The sequence below is a fragment of the Microcoleus sp. AT3-D2 genome, assembly GCF_036705715.1.
In the GTDB taxonomy this organism is placed as follows: domain Bacteria; phylum Cyanobacteriota; class Cyanobacteriia; order Cyanobacteriales; family Microcoleaceae; genus Microcoleus.
Genome location: NZ_JAUBVE010000013.1, coordinates 96,192 through 120,102 on the forward strand (window position 1 = coordinate 96,192; position 23,911 = coordinate 120,102).

Genomic DNA, 23,911 nt, shown 5'->3' on the forward strand with positions numbered 1-23,911 from the left:
GAATTAACTAGATCGATAATATCGATAATTAAGAAATGCGATGGAAGCTCGAGAATTTTACGAACAAGGATTCGACCTCGGTCGCAGGGGGCTGTACGAGGAAGCAGTTGCAGCTTTTACTCAAGCAATAAATCTCAATCCTGACTTTGTAGAAGCTTACATGATTCGTGCTACTGCTCGAAGTGGAACAGGAGATTTACAGGGGGGAATTGAAGATTTTGAGAAAGCTATGGATATCTACAGGGCTAGAGGACAATCGCAAATAGCTGATATGCTTTTAGTCCCCTGGAGTGCGTTGCACAATGAAATTAGGTTTAAGGACTAAAGTCCTTACTACAAACTAAAGTTCACTCACACAAAGCAGCCGCGTGAAATTGAATATGATCCTCCATAAAACTAGCTATAAAATAATAGCTATGATCGTAACCTTCCTGCATCCTTAAAGTTAGTGGCTGTCCCGCTTTTGCACAAGCCTCCGCGAACACTTCCGGCAACAACTGCCCATCAGCAAGATACGAATCAGCCGTGCCGCAGTCAATCAGAATCGGACGGTTGTATCGCGCTGCAACTACCAATTCGCTAGCATCCCAAGCCCTCCAAATCTCTTTGTCGTTGCCGAGGTAGTTTGCAAAAGCTTTTTCTCCCCAAGGGCAGCGCATTGGCGCGGAAATAGGCGCAAAAGCGGAAACTGAAAGATAGCGAGATCCATTTTTCAAAGCGCAAATTAACGCCCCGTGTCCGCCCATCGAATGACCGAAAATTCCCTGTTTTTCTGGTATCGCTGGAAAATTTTCGGCGATTAAATTGGGCAATTCATCAACCACATAACTGTACATTCGATAGTGAGAATTCCAAGGTGCGGCTGTGGCATCCACATAAAAACCCGCACCACTTCCTAAATCCCAATCGTCATCTTCCCCAGAAATGCCAGTATTGCGCGGGCTTGTGTCGGGCGCAACCAGCATTAACCCGTATTTTGCCGCAAATTGTTGCGCCCCTGCTTTTGCCATAAAGTTCTCTTCTGTGCAGGCTAAACCTGATAGAAAATACAAAACTGGTACGGGTTGAGATAAAGCTTGTGGCGGCTGATAAACAGCGAATTTCATCTCGCTGTTGCAGGTTGAGGATTGATGGCTGTAAAAGCCGAGTTTGCCACAGAAACTTTTCTGTTCTTTGTGCAGTTTTAGGGAGTCTGATATCATGTTAATTCTATTTCATTTTTGAATTAGATTTTTTTTAACCGCAGAGGACGCAGAGGGCGCAGAGGAAGAGAGAAGAGAGAAAGATTTTTGTTCAAAATGTCAAAACTGTGCGAATTACTTCGCCTTTGTGCATCAAATCAAAGGCTTCATTGATTTTGTCGATCGGCATTACCTGAGTTACCAGACTGTCAATATCAATTTTACCGTCCATGTACCAATCAACAATCTTAGGAACATCAGTTCTGCCTTTAGCCCCCCCAAAAGCCGTCCCTTTCCAAACCCTGCCAGTTACTAGCTGAAACGGGCGGGTGCTAATTTCTTGACCGGCTCCCGCTACCCCGACAATTACGCTCACGCCCCAACCTTTGTGGCAGCATTCTAAAGCTTGGCGCATCACATTAATGTTGCCGATACATTCAAAACTGTAATCAGCTCCGCCTTTGGTTAAATCTACCAAATAAGGCACTAAATCACCTTCCACTTCGCGAGGATTGACAAAGTGAGTCATGCCAAATTTTTCCGCCATCTCTCGCTTGTCGGGATTCAAGTCTACGCCGACAATCATGTTAGCTCCCACCATGCGAGCGGCTTGAATTACATTCAAACCCACGCCGCCCAAACCAAAAACTACCACATTAGAACCAGGCTCTACTTTCGCAGTATTTATGACAGCACCGATGCCAGTTGTGACGCCACAGCCGATTAAACAAACTTTATCAAAAGGAGCATCTTCGCGAATTTTTGCTACTGCAATTTCCGGCAATACGGTATAATTAGCGAAGGTAGAAGTTCCCATGTAATGGTAAAGTTTCTGCCCATCTATGGAAAACCTGCTCGTGCCGTCGGGCATCACTCCCTGGCCTTGAGTCAGGCGAATTGCTTGACAGAGATTAGTTTTGCGGCTCAAACAATATTCGCAGTTGCGGCATTCGGGAATGTAGAGAGGAATTACCCGATCGCCCACTTTGACACTCGTGACTCCCGGCCCAACTTCTGCGACAATCCCGGCTCCCTCGTGGCCTAAGATAGCAGGAAACAAGCCTTCAGGATCGGCACCGGAAAGAGTGTAAGCATCAGTGTGACAAACACCGGTGGCTTTAATTTCCACCAACACCTCTCCAGCGCGCGGCCCTTCCAGGTCAACCGTTTCAATGCTCAAAGGTTGGCCGGCACTGCGAGCAACTGCTGCTTTTACTTTCATGCTTTCTCCCTGCGATCTATTTGTCAATTCACCAGTCAATATGTATTGTATTACTTAATGTCAAAATTCAGCAAATCTATGACAAAATTAATTGTAATTACCGGAGTCAGTCGCGGTCTTGGTCTTGCCATGACCGAAAAGTTTATGGAATTGGGACATACAGTTTTGGGATGCGCCCGTTCTTCAGAAGCGGTGGAAAAACTCAACACAAAATATAGTGCGCCCCACCATTTTACTTGTTTGGATGTCACCACCGACGATCGAGTAAAAGCTTGGGCAACAGAAATGCTGGCCAAAAAAGAGCCGCCTGATTTGTTAATTAATAATGCAGGCGTAGCTAATCATCTCGCGCCTCTTTGGAAGATCAGCCACGAAGAATTTTCGCAGGTAATTGATGTTAATATTAAAGGTACAGCTAATGTAATTCGCCACTTTGTCCCGGCAATGATTGCTCGAAAAAGTGGCATAATTGTCAACTTTAGTTCTGGTTGGGGAAGGTCAACTTCGCCGGAAGTGGCTCCCTATTGCGCTTCCAAGTGGGCAATAGAAGGACTTACGCGATCGCTCGCTCAAGAATTGCCCGCAGGTATGGCAGCAGTTCCTTTGAATCCGGGGATAATTCACACCGATATGCTGGACATTTGTTTCGGCGAAGATGCGGCAAATTACACATCAGCCAAAGCATGGGTGCAAAAAGCAGTTCCTTTTTTATTGAAGTTGAAACCTTCAGATAACGGAATGCCGGTGAGTGTTCCTGGATAAACTGAGGCGCATCTAAATTTTATAGCCAATTTTGATGAAATTCTTGTGGGGTGGGTGTCGCGCCCGCCCGAAAAATACAACTTCTATGCGGCACAGCTTAATATAGCAACCCTTGCAGGATTTGCAAACACCTCTCTTTTCTTCTCCTCTGCGCCATCTGCGCTCTCTGCGGTTCATTAAAAAAAATTCAAAAATGAAATAAAATTGCTATATTCCCAACTCAAAACTCTTTCCCCAAATAGCCACTGTGAACTCGCCTGTCAACTTACCGTTAACCCCGCCCTCGCAAACCGAAACCCGCAAAGCAGACCACCTGCGGATTTGCCTCGAAGAAGACGTACAATTTCGCGAAACTACCAGCGGCCTCGAACGCTACCGTTTTGAACACTGCTGTTTGCCAGAACTCGATCGCACCGAAATCGATTTAACCTCCACATTTCTCGGCAAAAAACTAGCAGTTCCCCTGCTAATTTCCTCAATGACCGGCGGCACAGAATTAGCCCAGACAATCAATTATCGCCTCGCCGATGTCGCTCAAGAATACAAACTAGCAATGGGAGTCGGTTCCCAGCGAATTGTTGTAGAAAATCCTCAATTAGCTCCTACATTTGCCGTCCGTCGCCGCGCTCCAGATATTCTGTTATTTGCCAATATCGGAGCAGTTCAATTAAACTACAATTACGGTTTGGAAGAGTGCAAAAAAATTATCGATCTTCTCGAAGCAGATGCCCTAATTTTGCACCTAAATCCGCTGCAAGAGTGCGTTCAAACCGAAGGCGATACTAACTTTAAAGGACTGCTAGATAAAATTGCCAAATTGTGCGCTAAATTACCAGTACCAGTTATTGCTAAAGAAGTCGGCAACGGTATTTCAGGAAAAATGGCAAAGAAATTGCTCGCTGCGGGGGTAGGTGCGATCGACATTGCCGGGGCAGGAGGCACTTCTTGGGCGAAAATAGAAGGAGAGCGAGCTAAAGATAGCAAGCAGCGCAGGCTGGGCGCAACCTTTGCCGACTGGGGAATACCAACAGCCGAGTGCATTGTCAACACCCGCGCCGTAGCGCCGGATGTTCCTCTGATTGCCTCTGGAGGCTTGCAAAATGGGTTGGATGCAGCGAAGGCTATCGCTCTTGGCGCGGATATTGCGGGACTGGCGCGGCCGTTTCTACAAGCTGCAGCGGAATCGGAATCAGCCGCAGCCCTTCTAGCTGAGGTGTTAATTGCAGAAATTGCCACCGTGATGTTCTGTACGGGCTGCGGTAATTTGGATGAGCTAAAACAATCTGGGGTTTTGGAAAGGTTAAGATAAAAGTGAGTCAGCAGTCAAAAGTCATTAGTCAGCAGTCAAAAGTCATTAACTAATAACTACGACAGAGGATAATTGCTAAATCCTAGTTGCAGGAATTACCCATAATATCGTTTCCGCTGGCATCGGAAAAATATCATTCCGATTGCAGTGCGATCGTCCCGCTCACCTCGGTATGATTCCACTCTCACCGGATGTGCTCTAACTAATGACTAATGACTATTGACTATTGACTAATAACTAATTACCAATTATCTAATGAAAGATTTCCTAAAATATACCTGTGCAAGTTTACTGGGAACCTTCCTAGGACTGTTGCTGCTGGGCAGCATCGGATTGGGGGGACTGGTACTACTAATTGCTATGGCTGCATCGTCGTCTAAAGATTCAGGCCCGCAAGTTAAAGATAAGTCTGTATTGGTATTAGACCTTTCTTTAAATATCACTGACAGCAAACCGATCCGCAGCACTAGCGCAGCGATTCAAGATGTGCTTTCGGACGATTCCGGCGATGCTGTGACGCTGCGGACTGTTTTAGATACGATCGAATATGCGAAAAAAGACCCGAAAATCGTTGGCCTTTATCTTGAAGGCAGCTCAAACTCGAGCAGCAGCGGGTTTGCCAATCTCAAAGAAGTTCGATCGGCCTTGCAGCGTTTCCGAGATGCCAAAAAACCCATTTTTGCTTACCAGATGGACTGGAATGAGCGAGATTATTACCTCGGTTCCGTTGCTAATACAATTGCCGTCAATCCTTACGGCGCTTTGGAAATCAACGGTTTTAGCAGTCAGGCAATGTTTTTCACTGGTGCTTTGGAAAAATACGGCGTGGGGGTGCAAGTGACTCGCGTCGGCAAATACAAGTCAGCCGTTGAGCCGTTTTTGCTCACAAAAATGAGTTCCGAAAATCGCCAGCAAACTCAAAAGTTGCTCGGAGATATGTGGGGAGAATACCTGAAAACTGTCGCCCCGAGTCGCAAAGTGACTGTTCCGCAACTGCAAGCGCTTGCAGATAATGGCGGAATTTTGATGGCTGACGAAGCTCTCAAAAACAAGTTAGTTGATAAAGTTGTATACTTTGACCAAATATCGACCGAACTCAAAAAACTCACAGGAACCGATCGCGAAAACAAATCTTTCAAGCAAATTAGTTTGAAAAACTACGCGAAAATTGCTGAGAATAAAAACTCAACTAGCGCTAACAATAAAAACCAAATTGCTATACTTTACGCTGAAGGAGAGATTGTAGACGGCGAAGGGGGCCCGACTGAAGTAGGAGGCGATCGCATCGCTCAAGCAATGCGGAAAATCCGAGAAGATGACGACGTAAAAGCGGTAGTTTTGCGCGTCAACAGTCCCGGAGGCAGTGCGACGGCGGCCGAAGTAATTGCACGCGAAGTTATGTTGACGGGCAAAAAGAAACCAGTGATCGTTTCGATGGGAAATTTAGCAGCTTCCGGCGGCTATTGGATTTCGATGGGTTCCAGCCGCATTTTTGCCGAACCCAATACGATTACCGGTTCGATCGGCGTTTTTGGAATGCTGTTCAACGCCGAAAAGTTGGCTGCTAACAACGGCCTAACTTGGGACGTGGTGAAAACCGGCCGCTTTGCGGATACTAACACGGTTTCCCGCCCGAAAAATCCTCAAGAATTGGCGAATATTCAGAGGATAGTCGATCGCATTTACGATCGATTTATTACTAAAGTCGCCACCTCCCGCAAACTGCCGAAAAACAAGGTACAAGAAATTGCTCAAGGCAGGGTGTGGTCTGGTACGGCTGCGAAACAGTTGGGTTTAGTCGATGAAATTGGCGGGCTTGAAGATGCTGTGAGAGAGGCTGCTAAGCAAGCTAAACTCGGCGACGATTGGAAGGTGGAAGAATATCCCAAACGCCGCAGTTTGGAGGAGCGAATTTTGGAAAGAATTTCAGGCGTTCACGTTTTGAAACCCGCCGCCAAACTTGACCCGCTAACGGCCGAATTTAAGAAAATGCAAGATGAATTGGCTGTTATCAAGTCGATGAACGACCCGCAGGGGGTTTATGTTCGCTTGCCTTTCAATTTGCGGATTGATTAATTGATACCAAATCCGGGATTTTTACCTATTTATTCTTCAGTCCCACTTGACTCTGACAAATGTTTTGCTCTTGAACTGTTGCCAGCGCTGAGTCTGATAGGGGTTTTTAACGCGGATTTGGTAAAAGTAGGCTGACGCACCTACAAACAACTGAAAAACCCGGTTTCTTCAAAAAACCGGGTTTATGAATACCCTAAAAGTCGCTCGACTGGGAATTGGCAATATTTATTATGCTGCACGCTGAGTTAACAATCCCCAGATGAAAAGTACCACGAGCGCACCTACGACGGCTAAAGCTATGCTCCATAAACTAAATCCTCCTGCGGCGGTAGCTCCCCCTATCCGCAAGACTTGAGCTAGATAACCTCCCACTACGGCGCCCACAATTCCTAAGCCTGTTGTGGCCAGAAAACCGCCACCTTGAGTTCCCGGATAAATGGCTTTGGCGATCGCACCGGCAATCAGTCCTAAAACGATCCAAGCAATAATTTCGCCCATGTCTTTTTCTCCTGAATACTTAACTTTCTTAGTGCCTTGTCTTATGTTCTTAGAATAACAACCGCTATCGAGCCTTTACCTCTACCGTAGGGAGGAACCGAAAGTGGTAGGATTTCTCATCAATCGTCCGAGTTTGAGGCTTTTTAATATCTCAAAAGAGTTAACCCGCTTTTTCTAGGGAACAAAGGTACTTATGCTCAAACCACAAGGAAATAGGAGAATTTTTTCTGGGACTGTTTGTGTTTTGGTGGTTAAAAAAATTACAATATTTCTGTGAAATGAGGAAAGTTTGCGCCCGATGAATCTGACTCTGTGCATGATTGTGAAGAATGAAGAGGCAACACTGTCGCGGACTTTGGACAGCGTTAAGGGTGTTGTTGACGAAATGGTGGTGGTGGATACGGGTTCGGGCGATCGCACTCGTGAAATTGCCCGAGAATTCGGGGCGAGGGTCTATGACTTTGAATGGTGCGACGACTTCGCAGCGGCGCGCAACGAGTGTCTGAAGCACGCCCAGGGCGACTGGATTTTGGTGTTGGATGCCGATGAGGTTTTGGTACCGGAGATTGTACCTCAGATTAAGCAGGGCATTCAGAGCGATCGGCTGCTGCTAATCAATCTCATCCGCCAAGAAATCGGTGCCTCTCAATCTCCCTATTCCCTAGTGTCGCGCTTGTTTCGCAATCGCCTCGATATCCGCTTTTCTCGCCCTTACCACGCAATGGTAGACGACAGCGTGGCTGAGATTTTGCAGAGGGAACCAAATTGGAAAATAGCTTCTCTCCCCGATGTGGCGATTTGGCACTCTGGTTATCAAAAAGATGCGATCGCCGCAAAAAGTAAATTCCAAAAAGCTCAAGCAGCAATGGAACGCTATATCGCCTATTATCCAAACGATGCTTATGCTTGTAGCAAATTAGGCGCTTTGTATGTAGAAAGCGGGCAAATCGGGCGGGGAATTAATTTATTAACCAAAGGCTTGACTGCGGAGAGCATTAATGATTCTATTCTTTACGAACTAAACTATCATTTGGGAATTGCATATCGCCAGCAGCAGCAATTTGTAAAAGCCAAAGAACACTATCAAGTGGCAATTAATACCAATGTGTTCCCGCCACTCAAGTTGGGTGCTTACAATAATTTGGGCAATTTACTCAAAGATGAAGGAGATTTGAAATCTGCTGAAAAAGCTTACAAAGCAGCTTTAAAAATTGACCCTAATTTTGGAGTAGGTCACTACAATTTGGGATTGACGCTGAAGGCAGCCGGAAATTTAGCAGATGCGATCGCCTATTACCGACAAGCGATAAAAATCGATCCCGAACACGCGGAAGCTCATCAAAACTTGGCAGTAGCCTTGCTCAAAATTGGCAAAATGCCAGAAAGTTTAGCAGAATTCAAAAGAGCGATCGCCCTTCACGAACAGCGCCGCCCTTTTGAAGCAGAACGCCTGCGCCGGGGACTACAAGAAATGGGTTTAATGTAACTGAGATTATGTCCGATCGATTAACCATAATATCCCGGTCGGGGCGGGTTTTTGAGATGGTCAATTATTGGCAGGTATTGTTGGTGAACCCGCCCCTACGAAAATCGCGGTCGATCGACCGGACATGATATGACATCTTGCATCCTCCGTCAAAAACCTGTAAGGGCGGGTTCACCAATAGCTTTAAAGCATACCCAAAGACTAAAAAACCCGCCCCCACCCCGCGCTCGAATTTTTTATTGACAGCGGTGCAAGATATGAGATGCAACCAGCCAAATCAAGCAATTATCTCTACTTTGCCGCTATCCAAATCGTAGCGGCCCCCAACAACTTTAAGCTTGCCCGCTTTGACTGCTTCAGCTAAAATAGGCGACGAGGATTGTAACTTATTTACATTCATTTTCACATTAGCTCTGACTGCGTTATCCCACGCATCGCCTGTTTGACCTTTGGTCGAATCAACTGCGGGTTTAATCGCCGCCACCAAAGTGCTAATGTGACCAGGCACAGCTTTGCCATCTAAAGCTGCTTTGACAGCACCGCAGCGTTCGTGACCCAGAATTACTAATAGTGGCACGCCTAATTCTAAGGCCGCATATTCTATATTTCCGAGAACCACATCGTCGAGAAAATTTCCAGCTACTCGAATATCAAATAAGTCCCCTAATCCTTGGTCGAAAATAATTTCGGGAGCCACGCGCGAATCAGAACAAGCCAGGATGGTTGCAAACGGGTGTTGACCCTGTGCTACTTCTACAACTCGCGATCGAGCTTGGTCGGGAAATGTCCGTTTTTGCTCAATGTAGCGTTGATTCCCCTCCATCAATTTCTTAAGAGCACTGTTAGGAGTAATGTCAGTAGGAGTAATGTCAGAGATTGCCTCTGCCTTTGCTGCTTCGGCTTGTAAAAACGTAGGTGCCAAGCTTGCCGCCAGCATCCCTGCACCAGCCCTCAGCATTAAATTCCGTCGCGAAATCATACCTGCTCTTTCGCTTTTAGTCATTGCTTGCAACTCAGTTCAATTGTTTGTATTTGTTAGCATAATATATACCACAAGCTCAGTCAATCGATTTTAGATTTTAGATTTTAGATTTTAGAATTGACCCCACGGATAAATTCGGGACGCAAGTTTCATCGGATACAGGTTTTTTATTTCTGGGTCCTGAGTCTGCTTTCGGAATGAATCCGGAGGCTTGTATCCTGGATGCTTTCGGTCAGACTTCTTTGATTTTTCTTTACAAGCTGCTCCGGCACAATGTAAAATTCAAAAAAGTAGCCCATTTTTATTTCATTCCTATTTTATTTAGTAAAGTCAACAGCAGTCATCCTTCTGCGGACAGGGATGCTAGAATGTATCTAAAACGACTATTATTTATCAATGGCTCGAAATGTCCTACGTCGCCAGCATTCATATCTATCCGGTGAAGTCCCTTGACGGCATAGCAGTCAGTCAAGCAAATATTCTAACCAGCGGAGCTCTAGAAGGCGATCGTTCTTTTGCAATCTGCGATGCAGCAGGAGAATTGGTTAACACTAAGCACAACAGCGGAGTCCGTTTTCTACGCTTATCCTTTGACATCAAAAAGAGAATTGCCGGTCTGAAAATTCAAGGCACTGAACAAGAAATATTTTTTCATGTAGATAGAGAACGCTTGGGAATAGAATCTTGGTTGAGCAGCTACTTCGGTTTCCCCGTCAAGTTAATTGAAAACTTGCTGACAGGTTTTCCAGACAATACCGCTGCACCAGGGCCAAGCATTATCAGTACCGAAACAATTGCCGAAGTTGCATCTTGGTTTCCGAGAGTTTGCGTTAACGAGATGCGCCATCGCTTGCGAGCTAATATTGAAATAGGAGATGTCCCGGCTTTTTGGGAAGACCAACTTTTACCACAAGCCGATGAAATTGTGAGGTTTAAAATAGGGACTGTAATATTTGAAGCTATTAATCCAGGTCAGCCATGTCTCCTATCTACGCGAAATTATGCGGCGCAAGCAAGCGATCTAAATTTTAAAAATATACTAACAGCAAAGCAGAAGGAAATTATGCCTGACCTGCTAAAAAAAGGGCATTTAAATCACTTTACTCGGCTGATAGTCAACACGCGACTCGCACCTCAATCAGCAGAAAAAATATTACACATAGGAGACGAAGTTCACATTATCAGGGTCAGCAACTCTCTATTGAATACCATTTCTGATTAGTTGTAGGTTACGAGTCTGATCAGGCCGGCGGCAACTCCAAAGTAAGTTGACCTAAAACACCAGTTCTAAAATCGTTTAACATCTGCCGCGCCGTTCGTTCGACATCTCCTTTGTACCTGTCTTTTGCTACCTCGTGCAAATAATCTTCACCATTACTAGAGGCTGCATCTAATTTATACCTGGATTTGAAACCTGATAGTGATATCAACGTGTCATCAGTCGCCTCCAGCCCTTGGAGCAAATCTACCATAGCTGCTGCTACTACTTGATTGTCGTAAGCTGCTTCGCCAATATCTTCGCAAATAGCTAATTTTAGGGCATTTTCTTGATTGTTAATTCGGGTTGGGATCACTCCGGGGGCGTCTAATAATTCAATTTCGTCAGAAATGCGAATCCATCGCAGCGATTTAGTTACTCCAGCTCTGCGGGCACTGTCTACCACTCTCTTCCCTAACAACCGATTAATTAAAGCCGATTTTCCGACATTGGGAAATCCCATTACCACTGCCCTGACTGGACGTGGCAGCATACCTCGATCGAACCTTCTTTGATTTAGCTGCACCCCAGCATTCTGCACCGCATCCGCCACATCATGTACTCCGTGACCGTGCTCGGCATTAGTAAAATATGCAGTTTCCCCCTGGGACTCAAACCATGTTTCCCACGCCTCGCGCGATCGAGGCGTAATCATGTCCATGCGGTTGACGACCAATACTCGTGCCTTGCCGCCCACCCAATTCGGCATTTGGGGGTGATAAGTGGCCAATGGAATGCGGGCATCTCGGACTTCGAGAACCACATCTACCCGTTTTAGCTGTTCTTTTAATGCCCGTTCAGCTTTGGCAATGTGACCGGGATACCATTGAATTTTCATTAGTTAGTTGACTGTTGACTGTTGACTGTTGACTGTTGACTGTTGACTGTTGACTGTTGTTATGGGTTAGTTGTTATGGGTTAGTTGTTATGGGTTAGTTGTTATGGGTTAGTGGTCAGTTGTCAGTTGTTAATAATCAGTGATTTAATGACAACCGTCAACTGCCAACTGTCAACTGTCAACTGACAACTGTCAACTGACAACTGTCAACTGACAACTGTCAACTGACAACTGTCAACTGACAACTGTCAACTGACTAAGGCACAATCAAAACTGCACAAGGAGACAGATTGATCACCCGATTGGTAACGCTGTCAGACGCCCCCTCATCGGTTAAACCCATCCCCCGACAGCCCATCACAATCAAATCGGCCCCAATTTCGTCAGCCACATCGCAAATCGTGAAAGCAGGTTTGCCTTCCCGTTCGATGATTTCAGCTTCAATTCCCTGCTGGGAAAACATCGATTGGGCCTCAGAAAGAAGTTTGGCGACTGCTTCGGGGGAAGTCATAACCTCTCGCGCGGGGGCGTCGGCCTCCTCGGCTGGGGGCTCGACTACCGAGAGAATAACTAAGCGAGAGGCGTAGGTTTTCACGATATTGACCACCTTTTCGGCAGCTTCGCGGGCTTCTCGGCTTTGATCTACAGGAAATAAGACAGTCTTGAACATACTGCGCATCTCCGGGACGCGGACTCCGATAAAATGTTTACGTTGAGCCAATCAGTGCCGTTTGTTTCATCTTCCGTTTTTTGTACGGACGCGGTTGAATGCGTCCGAGGCCCAAGTGCAAGTGACCAGTGCCGCCATTTCAACGGAATTCGACAAAAACACACATATTAGGAGGTTAATCCTGTGACAAAAAAAACTGTAGCAAATTTATCGGCATCGGACTTATCGGGCAAACGGGTATTGGTGCGGGCGGACTTTAACGTGCCGCTCGACAACGGCAATATCACCGATGATACTCGCATCCGGGCGGCTCTGCCGACAATTCAAGATTTAGCGTCCAAGGGCGCTAAGGTGATTTTGTGCAGCCACTTCGGCCGTCCCAAGGGTGTGACGGAGAAGTTGCGCTTGACGCCGGTTGCGAAACGCCTGTCGGAATTGTTGGGCAAAGAGGTCAAAAAGACTGACGACTGCATCGGTGATGAAGTCGCTGCTACAGTCGCCGCGATGGCTGATGGCGATGTGGTTTTGCTGGAAAATGTCCGCTTCTACCCAGAGGAGGAGGCAAACGACCCAGAATTTGCTAAGAAGTTAGCTTCTGTGGCCGATTTGTATGTCAATGATGCTTTTGGTACGGCTCACCGGGCTCACGCTTCTACTGAGGGCGTTACTAAGTATCTGAGTCCTTCTGTGGCTGGGTTTTTGATGGAGAAAGAACTGCAATATCTCGGCAGTGCGATCGACAATCCTCAGCGTCCTTTAGCTGCTATAATCGGCGGTTCTAAGGTCTCCAGCAAGATTGGAGTCATTGAAAAACTGCTCGAAAAGTGCGACAAACTGCTGTTGGGCGGTGGCATGGTTTTCACGTTCTACAAAGCTCGCGGCTTGAACGTGGGCAAGTCTTTGGTGGAAGATGACAAGCTGGAACTGGCTAAGTCTTTGGAAGCTAAGGCGAAGGAACGGGGAGTTGCTTTTCTGTTACCTACTGATGTGGTAGTTGCTGACAAGTTTGCTGCTGATGCTAACACTCAAACTGTTCCTGTTGAAAGCATCCCTGACGGTTGGATGGGTTTGGATATCGGCCCGGATTCAGTAAAAACTTTCCAAGATGCTTTGGCCGATTGCAAAACTGTCATCTGGAACGGGCCCATGGGCGTGTTTGAGATGGAGAAGTTTGCTGTGGGAACTGAAGGTATCGCTCATTCTTTGGCTGGACTTACTAAAACTGGTACTACCACAATTATCGGTGGTGGTGACTCGGTGGCGGCTGTGGAACAGTTGAATTTAGGCGAACAAATGAGCCACATTTCTACTGGTGGCGGTGCTAGTTTGGAGCTGCTCGAAGGTAAGGAATTGCCTGGTGTTGCTGCTTTAGATGAAGCTTAATTAAATTAAGTAGGGCGGGCTTTGCCCGCCTTGCTGGAAGCAGGTCTAAATCCTTGGCTGCAAATCATTTTTTTGAAGATTTACCGCAGAGGGCGCAGAGAAGGCATAGCAAGAGAAAAGAGAGAAGGATATCGGTTTAAAGTCTATAGTTTGCTAGTATAATTTTTTTGAAGTAGCAGTGAGGTTTGTTTGTGAAACTTAAACTCTTGGCAACTGTAACGGCAAGTTTAGCTTTGTTTGGGCTGGCAGCTCCCGTTAAAGCTCAAAATCCAGATCATGTTAGGCAATTGCTGGAAACTAAAGAGTGCGAAGGCTGTGACTTGAGAAATGCTGATTTGTTCAAGGCTAGCTTGTACAGAGCTAATTTAAGAGGAGCCGATTTAAGCGGAGCAAATCTCTATGAAGCTAATTTGCTAGAAGCGGATTTAAGTGATGCTAATTTGGCAAATGCTAACTTAGTTAATGCCGAGATGTACGGGGCTGAATTGAATGGTGCTAATCTGCGGAATGCGGATTTGTCTAATGCTTTTTTGGGGCGAGCTAATCTGACGAGTGCTGATTTGCGCGGTGCTAAACTTTTTAATGCGAATCTGGCCGAAGCTTATCTGCTGGAAGCTAATTTGTCGAATGCCGATTTGAGGCGTTCGCTGGTGTTTAGAGTGAATTTGAATCGTGCGAATTTAAGCGGAGCAGATTTGTCTTTCGCGGATGTGCGCGAGAGTAATTTGCAGGCTGCTATTTTGTCAAATACCAGGCTTCCTTGGGCTTTATTGACCGGGACAAATATTGATGCTGCTAATAACGTGCGGCAGGCTGATTTGGAACGGGCAAACTTACGGGGTACGAATTTGGGGCCAGGGGTTTGCGTGATCACTAATTTTCCTTATTGTGTTTTGAATGTGGAATAATCTGCTTGCTGAGTGCGTCAGCCTCCATTTTTTTTGCAGCTACGGGAGTTTTTGATCCCGCCCAAAAACGGATAGAATCCCGCGACTTACAGCGGTTTCCGCTGTAAGTAGTGGAAAGCTCAAATTTTTAGACTAAAGTTTTAACTCCCAGATGAATCTGTAGAGTAAATCTAAAATCTAAAATCTAAAATCTAAAATCCACTGACCCGACCCAAAAACGGATATAATCCCACGACTTAAGTAGTGGAAAGCTCAAATTTTTAGACTAAAGTTTTAGCTCCCAGATGAATCTGTGGAGTAAATCTAAAATCTAAAATCTAAAATCCACTGGCTGGCGCACCCTAGGTTGAACTCCGAGCTAAGTTTGAGGTGGTTTGTATCCTCTTTCGAGGGCAAATCTCACAAGCTGGGCACGATTTTCTAACTGTAATTTGCTGAAAATGCTGCCTAAATGAGCTTGCACAGTCCGGGGGCTAATAAACAGCCGATCGCTAATTTGTTTGTTAGTATAACCCTGGATAACCTCCCAAAAAACTCTTTCCTCGGCTGGTGTTAAAGGCAAAGGTGCAGGTGCTGGCAATACTGCCACAAATTGTGGTTCCACCGCCCTACCGCTAGAAGTTTGCAGCAGTCGGACAATCTCGGCGTGAATGCGGTGAGAGCGCTCTAACTGCGCCTTTACCTTGGCTAAGATTTCTTCAGACTGAAAAGGTTTTACCAGATAATCGTCACCGCCGATCGAATGACCTTCAACTTTTGACTCCAACTCGCCTTGACCCGACAAAAATATAAAGGGGACTAACTGTCCCAAACGGGTAGTTCGCAAACGGCGACAAAACTCAAACCCGTCCATTTCCGGCATCATGACATCTGAAATTACCAAATCTGGGGGGGCATTTTCAAAAATCGAGAGCGCCTCAACCCCTGAATTAGCGCATTCCACCCGATATCCTTGACTTTCCAGGTACATTGCTAAGACTGTTTGACAGTCTGCTTCGTCGTCCACCACTAATATTCTTTCCATGACAGGCTTGCACCAATTCCAGTTGGACAGTTCTTGAAACTGCCAGTCCCAAAGTAGGAACTTAATTGAGTTTACCTCCTGCAACTTGATAAAAGCTCGCAATTTCAAGACGCCACACTTTCTCAAATAGTCCAATTAGGGGCGCCTAGCGCATAAAAGGGGAAGCAGTAGAGCAATATGGGGAACAATCTCCTTCTTTGATTCGCCTATCATCAAAAGCTACAACTTTTTATGAGGAAGCGTCAACTTTTCTGCAGAAAATAGAAGGTAAAAGAAAGAATTTTATCCTATAAAACAGAAATTTTGGTAACACTTACACTATTCCTAGACCCGACATTGAAAGGTTTTTAGATTTTTCGGGTTCGGACACAGGTACAAAAGGAACAACGCGAGCAGGTGCTACTGCTGGGGGCGGCGCGAACAAACTCGGGTCGGCAACCAACATACTTTCAATTATCGCTGCTGGTTCGGGGCGACTGAACAGATACCCCTGCATGATATCGCACTGATTTTGTTTCAAAAAATCTAGTTCTGCTTCTGTTTCCACTCCCTCAGCAATTACAGTCATATTCAAACTGTGACCCAGTAAAATTACTGCTGTAGTAATAGCAGCATTTTGAGTATCTTCGTTGGCATTACGGACGAAAATTCTATCGATCTTTAAACTGTCAAAAGCAAATTGCTTAAGATATCCTAAAGTAGCGTAACCGGTGCCGAAGTCATCAATAGCAATCCGAATTCCTAGAGCTTTTAGTTGGTTTAAAGTAGCGCCTGCTACTGTCGCATTTTCTACCAAAGCGCTTTCGGTCATTTCTAATTCTAAATTAGCAGGCTCTAAACCTGTAGTTTCCAATATTTGGACGATTCGCGCCTTGAGTTCCGGGTCAGACAACTGCCGGGCCGACAAGTTTACTGATATTGTAAAGGGCGAAAACCCCGCCGCCAGCCAACTAGCGGCTTGAGCGCAAGCTGAAAGCAGTACCCACTCGCCAATCTGAATAATTAAACCTGTTTCTTCTGCTAAGGGAATAAATTCGCAGGGAGAAATTATACCTCGATCGGGATTTTGCCAGCGCACTAAAGCTTCGGCGCCGATAACTTGCCCGGTAGCAATATTCACTTGTGGCTGATAGTATACCTGAAACTCACCTTGTTCCAAAGCGTGGCGCAGCAAAGCTTCGAGAGCAAACTTTTCAGGAGAGAGAGTCGTAACCTTGGTGGAGTCGTTAACTAAATCTTTAAGTCTGGCTTCTGCTTGGTGAAGCGCGACTGTCAGCGGTTGAGTAATAGTTTGCCGTTTCAAGACGCGAGAAGCAATGGCTCCCAGCAATTCAGCCTTGGTAAACGGCTTTGTCAAGTAATCGTCTGCCCCCAATTCCATCCCCCGACGAAAATCGGTTTTGTCACTTTGAGCCGTGAGGAAAATAAATGGAATTGTTCCAGCTAGCGAGTTTTGCCGCAGAGTCCGCAACACGTCATAACCGTCGAGTTCCGGCATCTGCACATCGCACAAAATTAAATCCGGTATCTCCGAAAGTGCCATCTGCACCCCAGCTCGACCGTTTTCAGCCGCAATGACCCGGTAGCTGTGAGATTCCAGGAGTTGCAGAAGAGTTTCCCGGATTAATTCGTCGTCTTCAATCACCAAAATTTTGAGCATGATACTTAGATAACAGATGGCACTATATATCTGAACCTGACTAACTCTAGCATACTCAAACTAGGGAATTAGTAATTGGGCCAATTAGCCAATAAATGATTAGCCAAATGGCTGAATATTTTCCCTCGGTTCTTAAGTCACAATCAAAGAACTGCCTAAATTGGGAAGATTTCGCTCTCTTTCAAGAGCAGAAAACTGCTGCGCCCGACTCGTTTGATAAACTTTTATTACAAAAATCCCGGCGTTTTTCATAAAAAAAATCAGCCAACTGTTTCAGTGCGCGGATGGCGGGAATTACTCAGGCTATCACTTATAGGATGTCCGGTTAATTGTTCATAATTAGTCCGTGTTTGTACTGACAACTAGAGTTTTCTCTCAAGGGATGAATCAGGACGCTGCGTCCTGATTCATCGAAAAAAGGATACTTGCTTTCAGACAACAGCCGTGGAGAAATAAAAATTTTAGATTAAGGTTCAACCTGCCAGATTTATCTGTGAAGTAAATCTCAAATCTCAAATCTCAAATCGACTAACGGAGAACTTAATTATGGTTCTATAACCGGAAATCCTATTATGCACTGCCTTAATTCACAGGCTTAGTGGAATTCGCGCAAAACTTTTTATCTACAATTGCAGAAGTAATACTGACAGCGTGCATTGATGATGACGGAATTATCAGGTTCTGCGGAACTACCAGGGTCTTTTTACAAACCAGCTCGCTACTGCCTACAGAGGCAAAGTTCCAAGCATAAAATTCGGGAGTGCTGACTGTCGCATTGGCAGGATGTAAACCTAGTCCAGTCACCAATACTAATCCAAAAGTCACTAAAGCTACGATCGCGAATCTCAGCATATTCTTTGTTTGAACAGGAAAATTTACCTGATCGGTATTACCTTATTATTACGCGGGTGGATAGAGAGCGTCAATCGATTTTAGATTTTAGATTTTAGATTTTAGATTTTAGAGGCGACCCCACGGATAAATTCGGGGGGCAAGTTTCATCGGATACAGGTTTTTTATTTCTGGATCGATGAATCCGGGGGCTTGTATCCTGGATGCTTGATTGTCAATAGCAGTTATTCGGCCGTCAGGTTCAACTCGTAAGCGATCGGCTCGGATGCCTGAGAAACTACCACGAATTCATAAAAACCAGCATCATCCAGCAATCCTGACCAACTAAGTCCCTCTGCATCTTCCAGCAAAGCTCGCGCGCCCTTTGTCCCCCCCGGAGTATAAATTGACAGTAGAGTAGATTTGCGCGGTGCTTGCAAATTCACGCGCAAAGTTTGATTTTGAGCCAACCTGGCAATGTAAGCTTTCCCTTCTCCGGGTTTGAGATTGCCTGTGAGGCTTTTGCTCTTCGATAGGCGGTCAAATTCAACGCTTTCGACAGTTGCTCCAGCTTGTAAGGCTTCGAGTTCGTCGGCGGTAATTGCTTGCCAAATTTGTCCGATCGGCAAACCGATGATATTGCGATCGCGCGGCTGTTGTGGAAACCAATAAAAGAACCTAGCATCAGCCAAATCGTACAAAGCCCGACTGCTCAAATTTAGCTTGTTAACCTCAGTTTTCCAGCGATCGATATCAGTGGTGTCGTAAGTGCCCAACCGCGCTCTAGCGCCGCTGCTGATATTTTCCAGCTTGTCGAGCAACTCGTCGCCGATTTTCTGCCACCTTTCGCGCCACTGGCGATCTTCCTCGCCTTCTTTTAACAATCGTCCCCCCAATTCCGGGTATTTGGCATAGAAAGTCTCGTCCACAAGGTTGACGTAACCGTTATAGAATCGATCGTTAATTTTGAGCTTTACAAACCGATCTTGCAAAGCATCTTCTTGCTGCTGCTTCGGGCTTGAAGGCTGGGGAACTTTCTGCACTTTTGATTGCAGATTTAACAAAGAATTGCCCGCCAACCAGCCAACTCCCCCCATACTTAAGAGCACCGTCACCACGAACAAAACCATTTTCCAAGCAGGCATCTTTTGCTGATTGCCAATACCAGCAACTCGCACCGGAGTTCCCGGCAGTTTTGGCGGGGGGGCGGGCACGGGTATAGGCGAGAGATCCGGCGGCTGGGTGAGCCCAAAGTCTGGGGCCGGCGGCAAAGGTGGCTGTAAAGGCGGATTCCCCGAGAGAGCGAGCATTACCTCGCGAGCCGAGGAGTAACGCTGGCTCGGCTGTTGAGCAAGCATTTTATCCAGCACCAGGGACAAATTCGGAGATAGAGAACATTCCGCCCGCCAGTTCCAATTCAGCGTCTGGGTGTCAAGCAACTGATGCGGTTCCTTCCCCGTCAGCAACACTAAAACCGTGGCCGCCAGGGCGTACAAATCGCTGTGGGGAGAGACGATGCCCATCTGCATCTGTTCGACGGGAGCATAGCCGAGCTTGCCGATGCGAGTCGCGGGGGCGAGAGTGCCGTTAGCCTCAGCGAAAAGAGACTCTACGGTGGCGGCGACTTGTTTTACTCCGCCAAAGTCGATCAGCACGGGCATCCCGTCAGAACTCCGCAGAATCAGGTTGTCCGGGGAGATGTCGCGGTGAATCACTCCCAAAGAGTGAATGTATTCGAGCACGGGCAAAATCTGGATCAGCAATTGATTGATTTCTGCTTCTATGAACCGCAAACCCTGACGCTTGCGGGCGTCGAGCAGAAAGCGGTAACTTTGACCGGGCACGTAGTCTTGGACGAGAAATAGGTAGCCTCGATCGCTGATACTGACGCGGAAGAGTTCGCGGAAGCGCGGGATTTGATTGTGTTGCAGCTTGTAGAGCACTCCCGCTTCCCGCTCGAACAGTTCCTCGGATTTTTGTAAAGCGTAACTTCCGTATACTTGGGGCGCAAATTCTTTTAAAACGCAGGGTTCGTTAAATCGGTGGGCGTCTTCTGCTAGGTAGGTGCGTCCGAAGCCTCCGTGTCCCAATTCGCGGACGATGCGGTAGTGATTGTTGAGAGTTATGCCGGGGTAGATGGGATTGTTCATTGGAACTTGCTGCGTCGGATTTTCACGCTTAACTGAGACTGGGAGTTTTGGGCGATCGCTGAATTAATCTTGCCATAGTGTGTCAGTGTTTATTAGTCGATCGGCAGCTTGGCTATCCCCTGTGGTTATTGTGAAAACAGCGGTTTCGTGCTATGGAAGTTTATCTACTGCGCCATTTTTTCGATCGACCTCAAAATGTGTTCAAATTTTTAGTGTCCAGTCCAATGTGCGATCGGGTGTTAGCGCTACTAATTGAATCTTGAGCGATCGAGGTGCAAAATAGCTGGTAAAAGTATAGTCATTTATAGACATGGGAGGCTTCAAGCCCCGCCCCTTTCACTTTTACTTTGAGCGGATTGACCCGCCTCGGCTGAACTACGCAGCTCCCTATCCCATTGCTAAACGCATTTGAGATTGCTTTTCTGAGGATATTGTACGAACCGTTAACATCAGAATTGATTAATTGACCAATTGATGTTTTGTACAAACCTCGTTTAATTCGCTTGCCCGTGAAAACGGGGTCTTTATCAGTTTTTCCGTAAACTGGGATTGGGTCTAAACCCAGGAAGTTCGCTCGCGAGGTGTAGGACTCTTCTTGTACAATTACTTCGATTCCAACCAGTCGAGCTTTGTAATCCAACATCTCGATTAATCGAGCGTGAGGAATGCTGACAAAGTTTTGGTTAGTTTGCTTCCCTAGATCGATCTCGGTTTTCCATTGTGCATTCTTACCAATTACTAGCGTCCCAATTTGTTTCGCTACCAAATGGTCAACAATTAGGCGACTTGTGTGATGCAAGTAATTATCAACTTTTTGGTGGCGACAGCGAGTTAAACGCTGAATGCGACATGAGGTTCTGCGATTTCCTTTCAACTGACATTGCAACTTGGCTTTGCGCTTGTTGTAGAACTGGTTGATAGATTTCAACGGTCGCCCATTAACCAACAGTGGGGTAAACCCCGGTTGACTTGAAGTTAGCGCCGCTAAATTATCCAGTCCTAAATCAATGCTAGCTACAAAGTTGTCACCACTAAAGGTGGACTCCGGTTCATCATAAATCACCTCCATTACATAGCAATCGCATTTGGGAACTAATCTGACTTGGCAAATTCGAGCGGGATTAATTTTAGTTTTGATCGAAAGGTCAGTCCCCGAAAGTTTAATGATTCCCTTTTTCAACTGTTTGCTGCTAATTGCTTGAATTGTGTAAACGAGAATGTTTCGCCCTTTAGTTTTATCTTTGTATTTCGGCAGTTTTGGGCGACCAGTGAATTTAGAGGAATCCGTTTTGTAAGCTTTAACCGCTTCAAAGAATGATTTCCAATTCTTGTCCAACACCATTAAGATTTGTTGGCTAACCTTGGCAGGTAAAGCCTTGTACGCTTCGTGAGACTTCATTAAGCGGTTCATTTCGTTGTAGCCGACATAGCCCCATCCATAAATAAAACTCTGACGAATGACGTAGTTGGCGGCATTGTAGAGATTCTTGGATTTAAAAGCTAGTCGATCAATTTCAGCGAAACGGTGTTCCGTAGATTTAATGATATGTCGTTCTGTTAACTGCATTTAAGGCTTTTATTTTTGAGATTGCGCGTATTTCACTCGACCGCTATGATAATATCATACTACTATTGCTTATAAGTGCTTACAAACTCAACGAAGTTTTACAATACGCATTTTAAGGAGCAAATCATGCAGCCAGAACAGCGTCAGCGAGCAATTGGGGCGTTTGAAGAGTTTTTGATGGCGCCGCTTGAGGAACGATTGCAACACCAGCAGAATCGAGTTGCCGAATCCAGGGCGATTCCCTACGGGATAGCTGCGCTTCACGCGCTTTTTCAAAAAGTCGCGGCCACAGTACCAGCTTACCAGACTTTCCTAACTGAACATAACATCAATCCCGCCTCAATTCAAACCTTTGAAGACTTCCAAAAATTGCCGCTAATTACCAAAGAGAATTATTTACGCTGTCACCCGCTACCTCAGTTGTGCTACCAGGGCAAATTAGAAACTTGCGATTTCATTGCTGTTTCATCTGGTTCGACAGGAAACCCGACATTTTGGCCGCGTTTTATCAGCGACGAGTTGCAAATTGCCGCTCGTTTTGAACAAATATTTCACGACAGTTTTTACGCCGACACTCGCTCAACTTTAGCTGTCATTTGCTTTCCGTTGGGAACTTGGGTAGGCGGAATGTACACGGCAAATTGCTGCCGTTATCTAGCGAGTAAGGGCTATCCAGTTACAGTTGTGACGCCTGGGAATAATAAGACTGAAATATTCCGAGTTGTGCAGGAACTTGGGGAGCATTTTGAGCAAGTAATTTTGTTGGGATATCCGCCATTTATCAAGGATGTGATTGATAGCGGAATTGCTGGGGGTGTGGAGTGGCAAAAATACCGAATTAAGATGGTGTTTGCGGGGGAAGTGTTTAGCGAAGAATGGCGGAGTTTGGTGAGCGATCGCACTCATTCTGACAATCTATATTACAACTCTGCGAGCCTTTACGGTACTGCCGATGCGGGCGTTTTGGGCAACGAGACACCGCTGAGTATTTGCATCCGTCGCTTTTTAGCAAACAATCCCGAAGCAGCACGCAATTTATTCGGGGAATCGCGGTTGCCAACGCTGGTACAGTACGATCCGAAAAGCCGCTTTTTTGAAGTTAATAATGACGGCACGCTATTATTTTCTGGTGACAATGGCATCCCGCTAATACGCTATCACATCTCGGATAACGGCGGTTTAATTTCTTACGAAGCAATGCTCAATTTTTTGGCTGAATGGGGATTTAACCCTGTGGCACATTTGCAGCAAGCAGCAGGTATGAAAGTTCCTGATTTCCCCAGAGGAATTCGCTGCTTGCCATTTGTCTATGTATTTGGGCGATCCTCTTCGAGGGCTTCGCTAACGCACTTTACCGTTTCCTACTTCGGTGCTAACATTTACCCGGAAAATGTCACCGTAGGTTTAGAAGTTCCCACCATTCGGGAATGGGTGACGGGAAAATTTGTGCTGCAAGTCAAGGAAAATGCGGATCAAAATCGGTTTTTATCGGTGGTTGTGGAATTAGCAGCGGGGGTGGAGGGCGATGAGGAGATGAAGCAGGCGATCGCATCTTCAATTCTCGCACAATTGCGGCGGCTAAACAGCGAATTTGCTAATTATGTGCCGCCCGAATATCAGTTACCTGTGGTGACATTAACGGAGATGGGCGATGCGGAGTATTTTCCGATTGGGGTGAAGCACCGATACACGCGGCAGTAAACCGTGTTTTTGTGAGTAGGGGATGCGCTAAATTGTATCGGGATCAATGTTTAATTCTCGCAGTTTTGCTGCCAGGCGATCGGCTCGTTGAGCCTCCCTTTCTGCAACCTCTTCAGGAGTAGGGACAAGCTCTCCTTCTGCTGTAAAGAAACGCAATTTTCCGCCACAAATTCCCAGGGTAAACGCATCTTAACTGGAACCCAAAATATGCTACAGTTAAATCCGACTAAGTTTCAATGTAGTTTGTTGTAGTTTATGAGTGCTACCAATGGCAAGAGGTTTTAGTAAAGCTGTAACTTCCCAACAAAAACAAACAGATTCATTGCCGTCAATGAATATTTTAAATGCCAGTTTTTTAGAGCATTTTGCCAATTTGAAAGACCCCAGAATAGAAAGAAGTAAAGA

20 protein-coding genes and 1 pseudogene are annotated in these 23,911 nt (G+C 46.0%); 9 read left to right on the forward strand and 12 right to left on the reverse strand.

Features of this window, described 5'->3' with window-relative positions; all coding sequences use genetic code 11:
• Window positions 1-40 precede the first annotated feature (40 nt).
• Complete coding sequence (locus QUB44_RS08415; RefSeq protein ID WP_332984688.1) at window positions 41-325, forward strand: tetratricopeptide repeat protein; 285 nt, start codon at window positions 41-43, stop codon at window positions 323-325.
• Window positions 326-347: 22 nt separating this feature from the next.
• Here QUB44_RS08415 and fghA read toward each other — a convergent pair whose 3' ends face one another.
• Window positions 348-1,202: an S-formylglutathione hydrolase gene (gene fghA / locus QUB44_RS08420; protein WP_333365483.1), complete on the reverse strand. Its 855-nt coding sequence runs from the start codon at window positions 1,200-1,202 to the stop codon at window positions 348-350.
• A gap of 91 nt (window positions 1,203-1,293) precedes the next feature.
• Entirely contained in the window at window positions 1,294-2,403 is a 1,110-nt protein-coding gene (locus QUB44_RS08425; protein WP_333107304.1) for an S-(hydroxymethyl)glutathione dehydrogenase/class III alcohol dehydrogenase, read from the reverse strand.
• Window positions 2,404-2,481: 78 nt separating this feature from the next.
• Here QUB44_RS08425 and QUB44_RS08430 point away from each other — a divergent pair, with 78 nt between their 5' ends.
• The 3 genes from QUB44_RS08430 (at window position 2,482) to sppA (ending at window position 6,550) form a co-directional block, all read left to right on the forward strand.
• A complete protein-coding gene (locus QUB44_RS08430) occupies window positions 2,482-3,165 on the forward strand; it encodes an SDR family NAD(P)-dependent oxidoreductase (protein ID WP_333365486.1) in 684 nt (227 codons plus the stop codon).
• A 247-nt stretch (window positions 3,166-3,412) separates the two neighbouring features.
• A complete protein-coding gene (fni, locus tag QUB44_RS08435; protein WP_333365489.1) occupies window positions 3,413-4,474 on the forward strand; it encodes a type 2 isopentenyl-diphosphate Delta-isomerase in 1,062 nt (353 codons plus the stop codon).
• Between the two features lie 255 nt (window positions 4,475-4,729).
• Window positions 4,730-6,550: a signal peptide peptidase SppA gene (gene sppA / locus QUB44_RS08440; RefSeq protein WP_333365492.1), complete on the forward strand. Its 1,821-nt coding sequence runs from the start codon at window positions 4,730-4,732 to the stop codon at window positions 6,548-6,550.
• Between the two features lie 228 nt (window positions 6,551-6,778).
• Here sppA and QUB44_RS08445 read toward each other — a convergent pair whose 3' ends face one another.
• Window positions 6,779-7,048 carry a GlsB/YeaQ/YmgE family stress response membrane protein gene (locus QUB44_RS08445; RefSeq protein WP_333365495.1) on the reverse strand — a complete coding sequence of 90 codons (270 nt, stop codon included), beginning with the start codon at window positions 7,046-7,048 and terminating at the stop codon, window positions 6,779-6,781.
• A 298-nt stretch (window positions 7,049-7,346) separates the two neighbouring features.
• Between QUB44_RS08445 and QUB44_RS08450 the strand changes: the two genes are divergently transcribed.
• A complete protein-coding gene (locus tag QUB44_RS08450) occupies window positions 7,347-8,534 on the forward strand; it encodes a tetratricopeptide repeat protein (protein WP_333365498.1) in 1,188 nt (395 codons plus the stop codon).
• Between the two features lie 277 nt (window positions 8,535-8,811).
• Here the strand turns inward: QUB44_RS08450 and QUB44_RS08455 are convergent, their stop codons facing one another.
• Window positions 8,812-9,537, reverse strand: a complete 726-nt coding sequence (locus QUB44_RS08455; RefSeq protein WP_333365501.1) for a carbonic anhydrase — start codon at window positions 9,535-9,537, stop codon at window positions 8,812-8,814.
• Between the two features lie 385 nt (window positions 9,538-9,922).
• Here QUB44_RS08455 and QUB44_RS08460 point away from each other — a divergent pair, with 385 nt between their 5' ends.
• A complete protein-coding gene (locus QUB44_RS08460; RefSeq protein ID WP_333365504.1) occupies window positions 9,923-10,738 on the forward strand; it encodes an MOSC N-terminal beta barrel domain-containing protein in 816 nt (271 codons plus the stop codon).
• A 19-nt stretch (window positions 10,739-10,757) separates the two neighbouring features.
• Here QUB44_RS08460 and ylqF read toward each other — a convergent pair whose 3' ends face one another.
• Both ylqF and QUB44_RS08470 read right to left on the reverse strand, forming a co-directional pair.
• Window positions 10,758-11,612: a ribosome biogenesis GTPase YlqF gene (gene ylqF / locus QUB44_RS08465; protein ID WP_333365507.1), complete on the reverse strand. Its 855-nt coding sequence runs from the start codon at window positions 11,610-11,612 to the stop codon at window positions 10,758-10,760.
• Window positions 11,613-11,868: 256 nt separating this feature from the next.
• Window positions 11,869-12,282 (reverse strand): universal stress protein, encoded by a 414-nt coding sequence (locus QUB44_RS08470; RefSeq protein WP_006633514.1) that lies wholly within the window; start codon window positions 12,280-12,282, stop codon window positions 11,869-11,871.
• Between the two features lie 183 nt (window positions 12,283-12,465).
• On the opposite strand from QUB44_RS08470, the gene QUB44_RS08475 reads away from it, so the two are divergent.
• Both QUB44_RS08475 and QUB44_RS08480 read left to right on the forward strand, forming a co-directional pair.
• On the forward strand, window positions 12,466-13,665 hold the full coding sequence (locus tag QUB44_RS08475; protein WP_333365511.1) for a phosphoglycerate kinase: 1,200 nt from the start codon (window positions 12,466-12,468) through the stop codon (window positions 13,663-13,665).
• A 191-nt stretch (window positions 13,666-13,856) separates the two neighbouring features.
• Window positions 13,857-14,573, forward strand: coding sequence for a pentapeptide repeat-containing protein (locus QUB44_RS08480; protein WP_333365514.1), 717 nt, complete (start codon window positions 13,857-13,859; stop codon window positions 14,571-14,573).
• A 358-nt stretch (window positions 14,574-14,931) separates the two neighbouring features.
• On the opposite strand, the gene QUB44_RS08485 is transcribed toward QUB44_RS08480, so the two are convergent.
• From QUB44_RS08485 to QUB44_RS08505, 5 genes are all read right to left on the reverse strand, one after another.
• Window positions 14,932-15,705 (reverse strand): response regulator, encoded by a 774-nt coding sequence (locus tag QUB44_RS08485; protein ID WP_445299878.1) that lies wholly within the window; start codon window positions 15,703-15,705, stop codon window positions 14,932-14,934.
• 205 nt (window positions 15,706-15,910) lie between these two features.
• On the reverse strand, window positions 15,911-17,257 hold the full coding sequence (locus tag QUB44_RS08490; RefSeq protein ID WP_333365517.1) for an EAL domain-containing response regulator: 1,347 nt from the start codon (window positions 17,255-17,257) through the stop codon (window positions 15,911-15,913).
• Between the two features lie 582 nt (window positions 17,258-17,839).
• On the reverse strand, window positions 17,840-18,109 hold the full coding sequence (locus QUB44_RS08495) for a hypothetical protein (RefSeq protein WP_333365520.1): 270 nt from the start codon (window positions 18,107-18,109) through the stop codon (window positions 17,840-17,842).
• A gap of 224 nt (window positions 18,110-18,333) precedes the next feature.
• Complete coding sequence (locus QUB44_RS08500) at window positions 18,334-20,238, reverse strand: serine/threonine-protein kinase (RefSeq protein ID WP_333365523.1); 1,905 nt, start codon at window positions 20,236-20,238, stop codon at window positions 18,334-18,336.
• 298 nt (window positions 20,239-20,536) lie between these two features.
• A complete protein-coding gene (locus QUB44_RS08505; protein ID WP_333365525.1) occupies window positions 20,537-21,805 on the reverse strand; it encodes a transposase in 1,269 nt (422 codons plus the stop codon).
• 126 nt (window positions 21,806-21,931) lie between these two features.
• Between QUB44_RS08505 and QUB44_RS08510 the strand changes: the two genes are divergently transcribed.
• Complete coding sequence (locus tag QUB44_RS08510) at window positions 21,932-23,506, forward strand: phenylacetate--CoA ligase family protein (RefSeq protein WP_333365528.1); 1,575 nt, start codon at window positions 21,932-21,934, stop codon at window positions 23,504-23,506.
• Between the two features lie 27 nt (window positions 23,507-23,533).
• Here the strand turns inward: QUB44_RS08510 and QUB44_RS08515 are convergent.
• Window positions 23,534-23,683: pseudogene (locus QUB44_RS08515) on the reverse strand (Uma2 family endonuclease); the annotation flags it as partial.
• Window positions 23,684-23,911 lie beyond the last annotated feature (228 nt).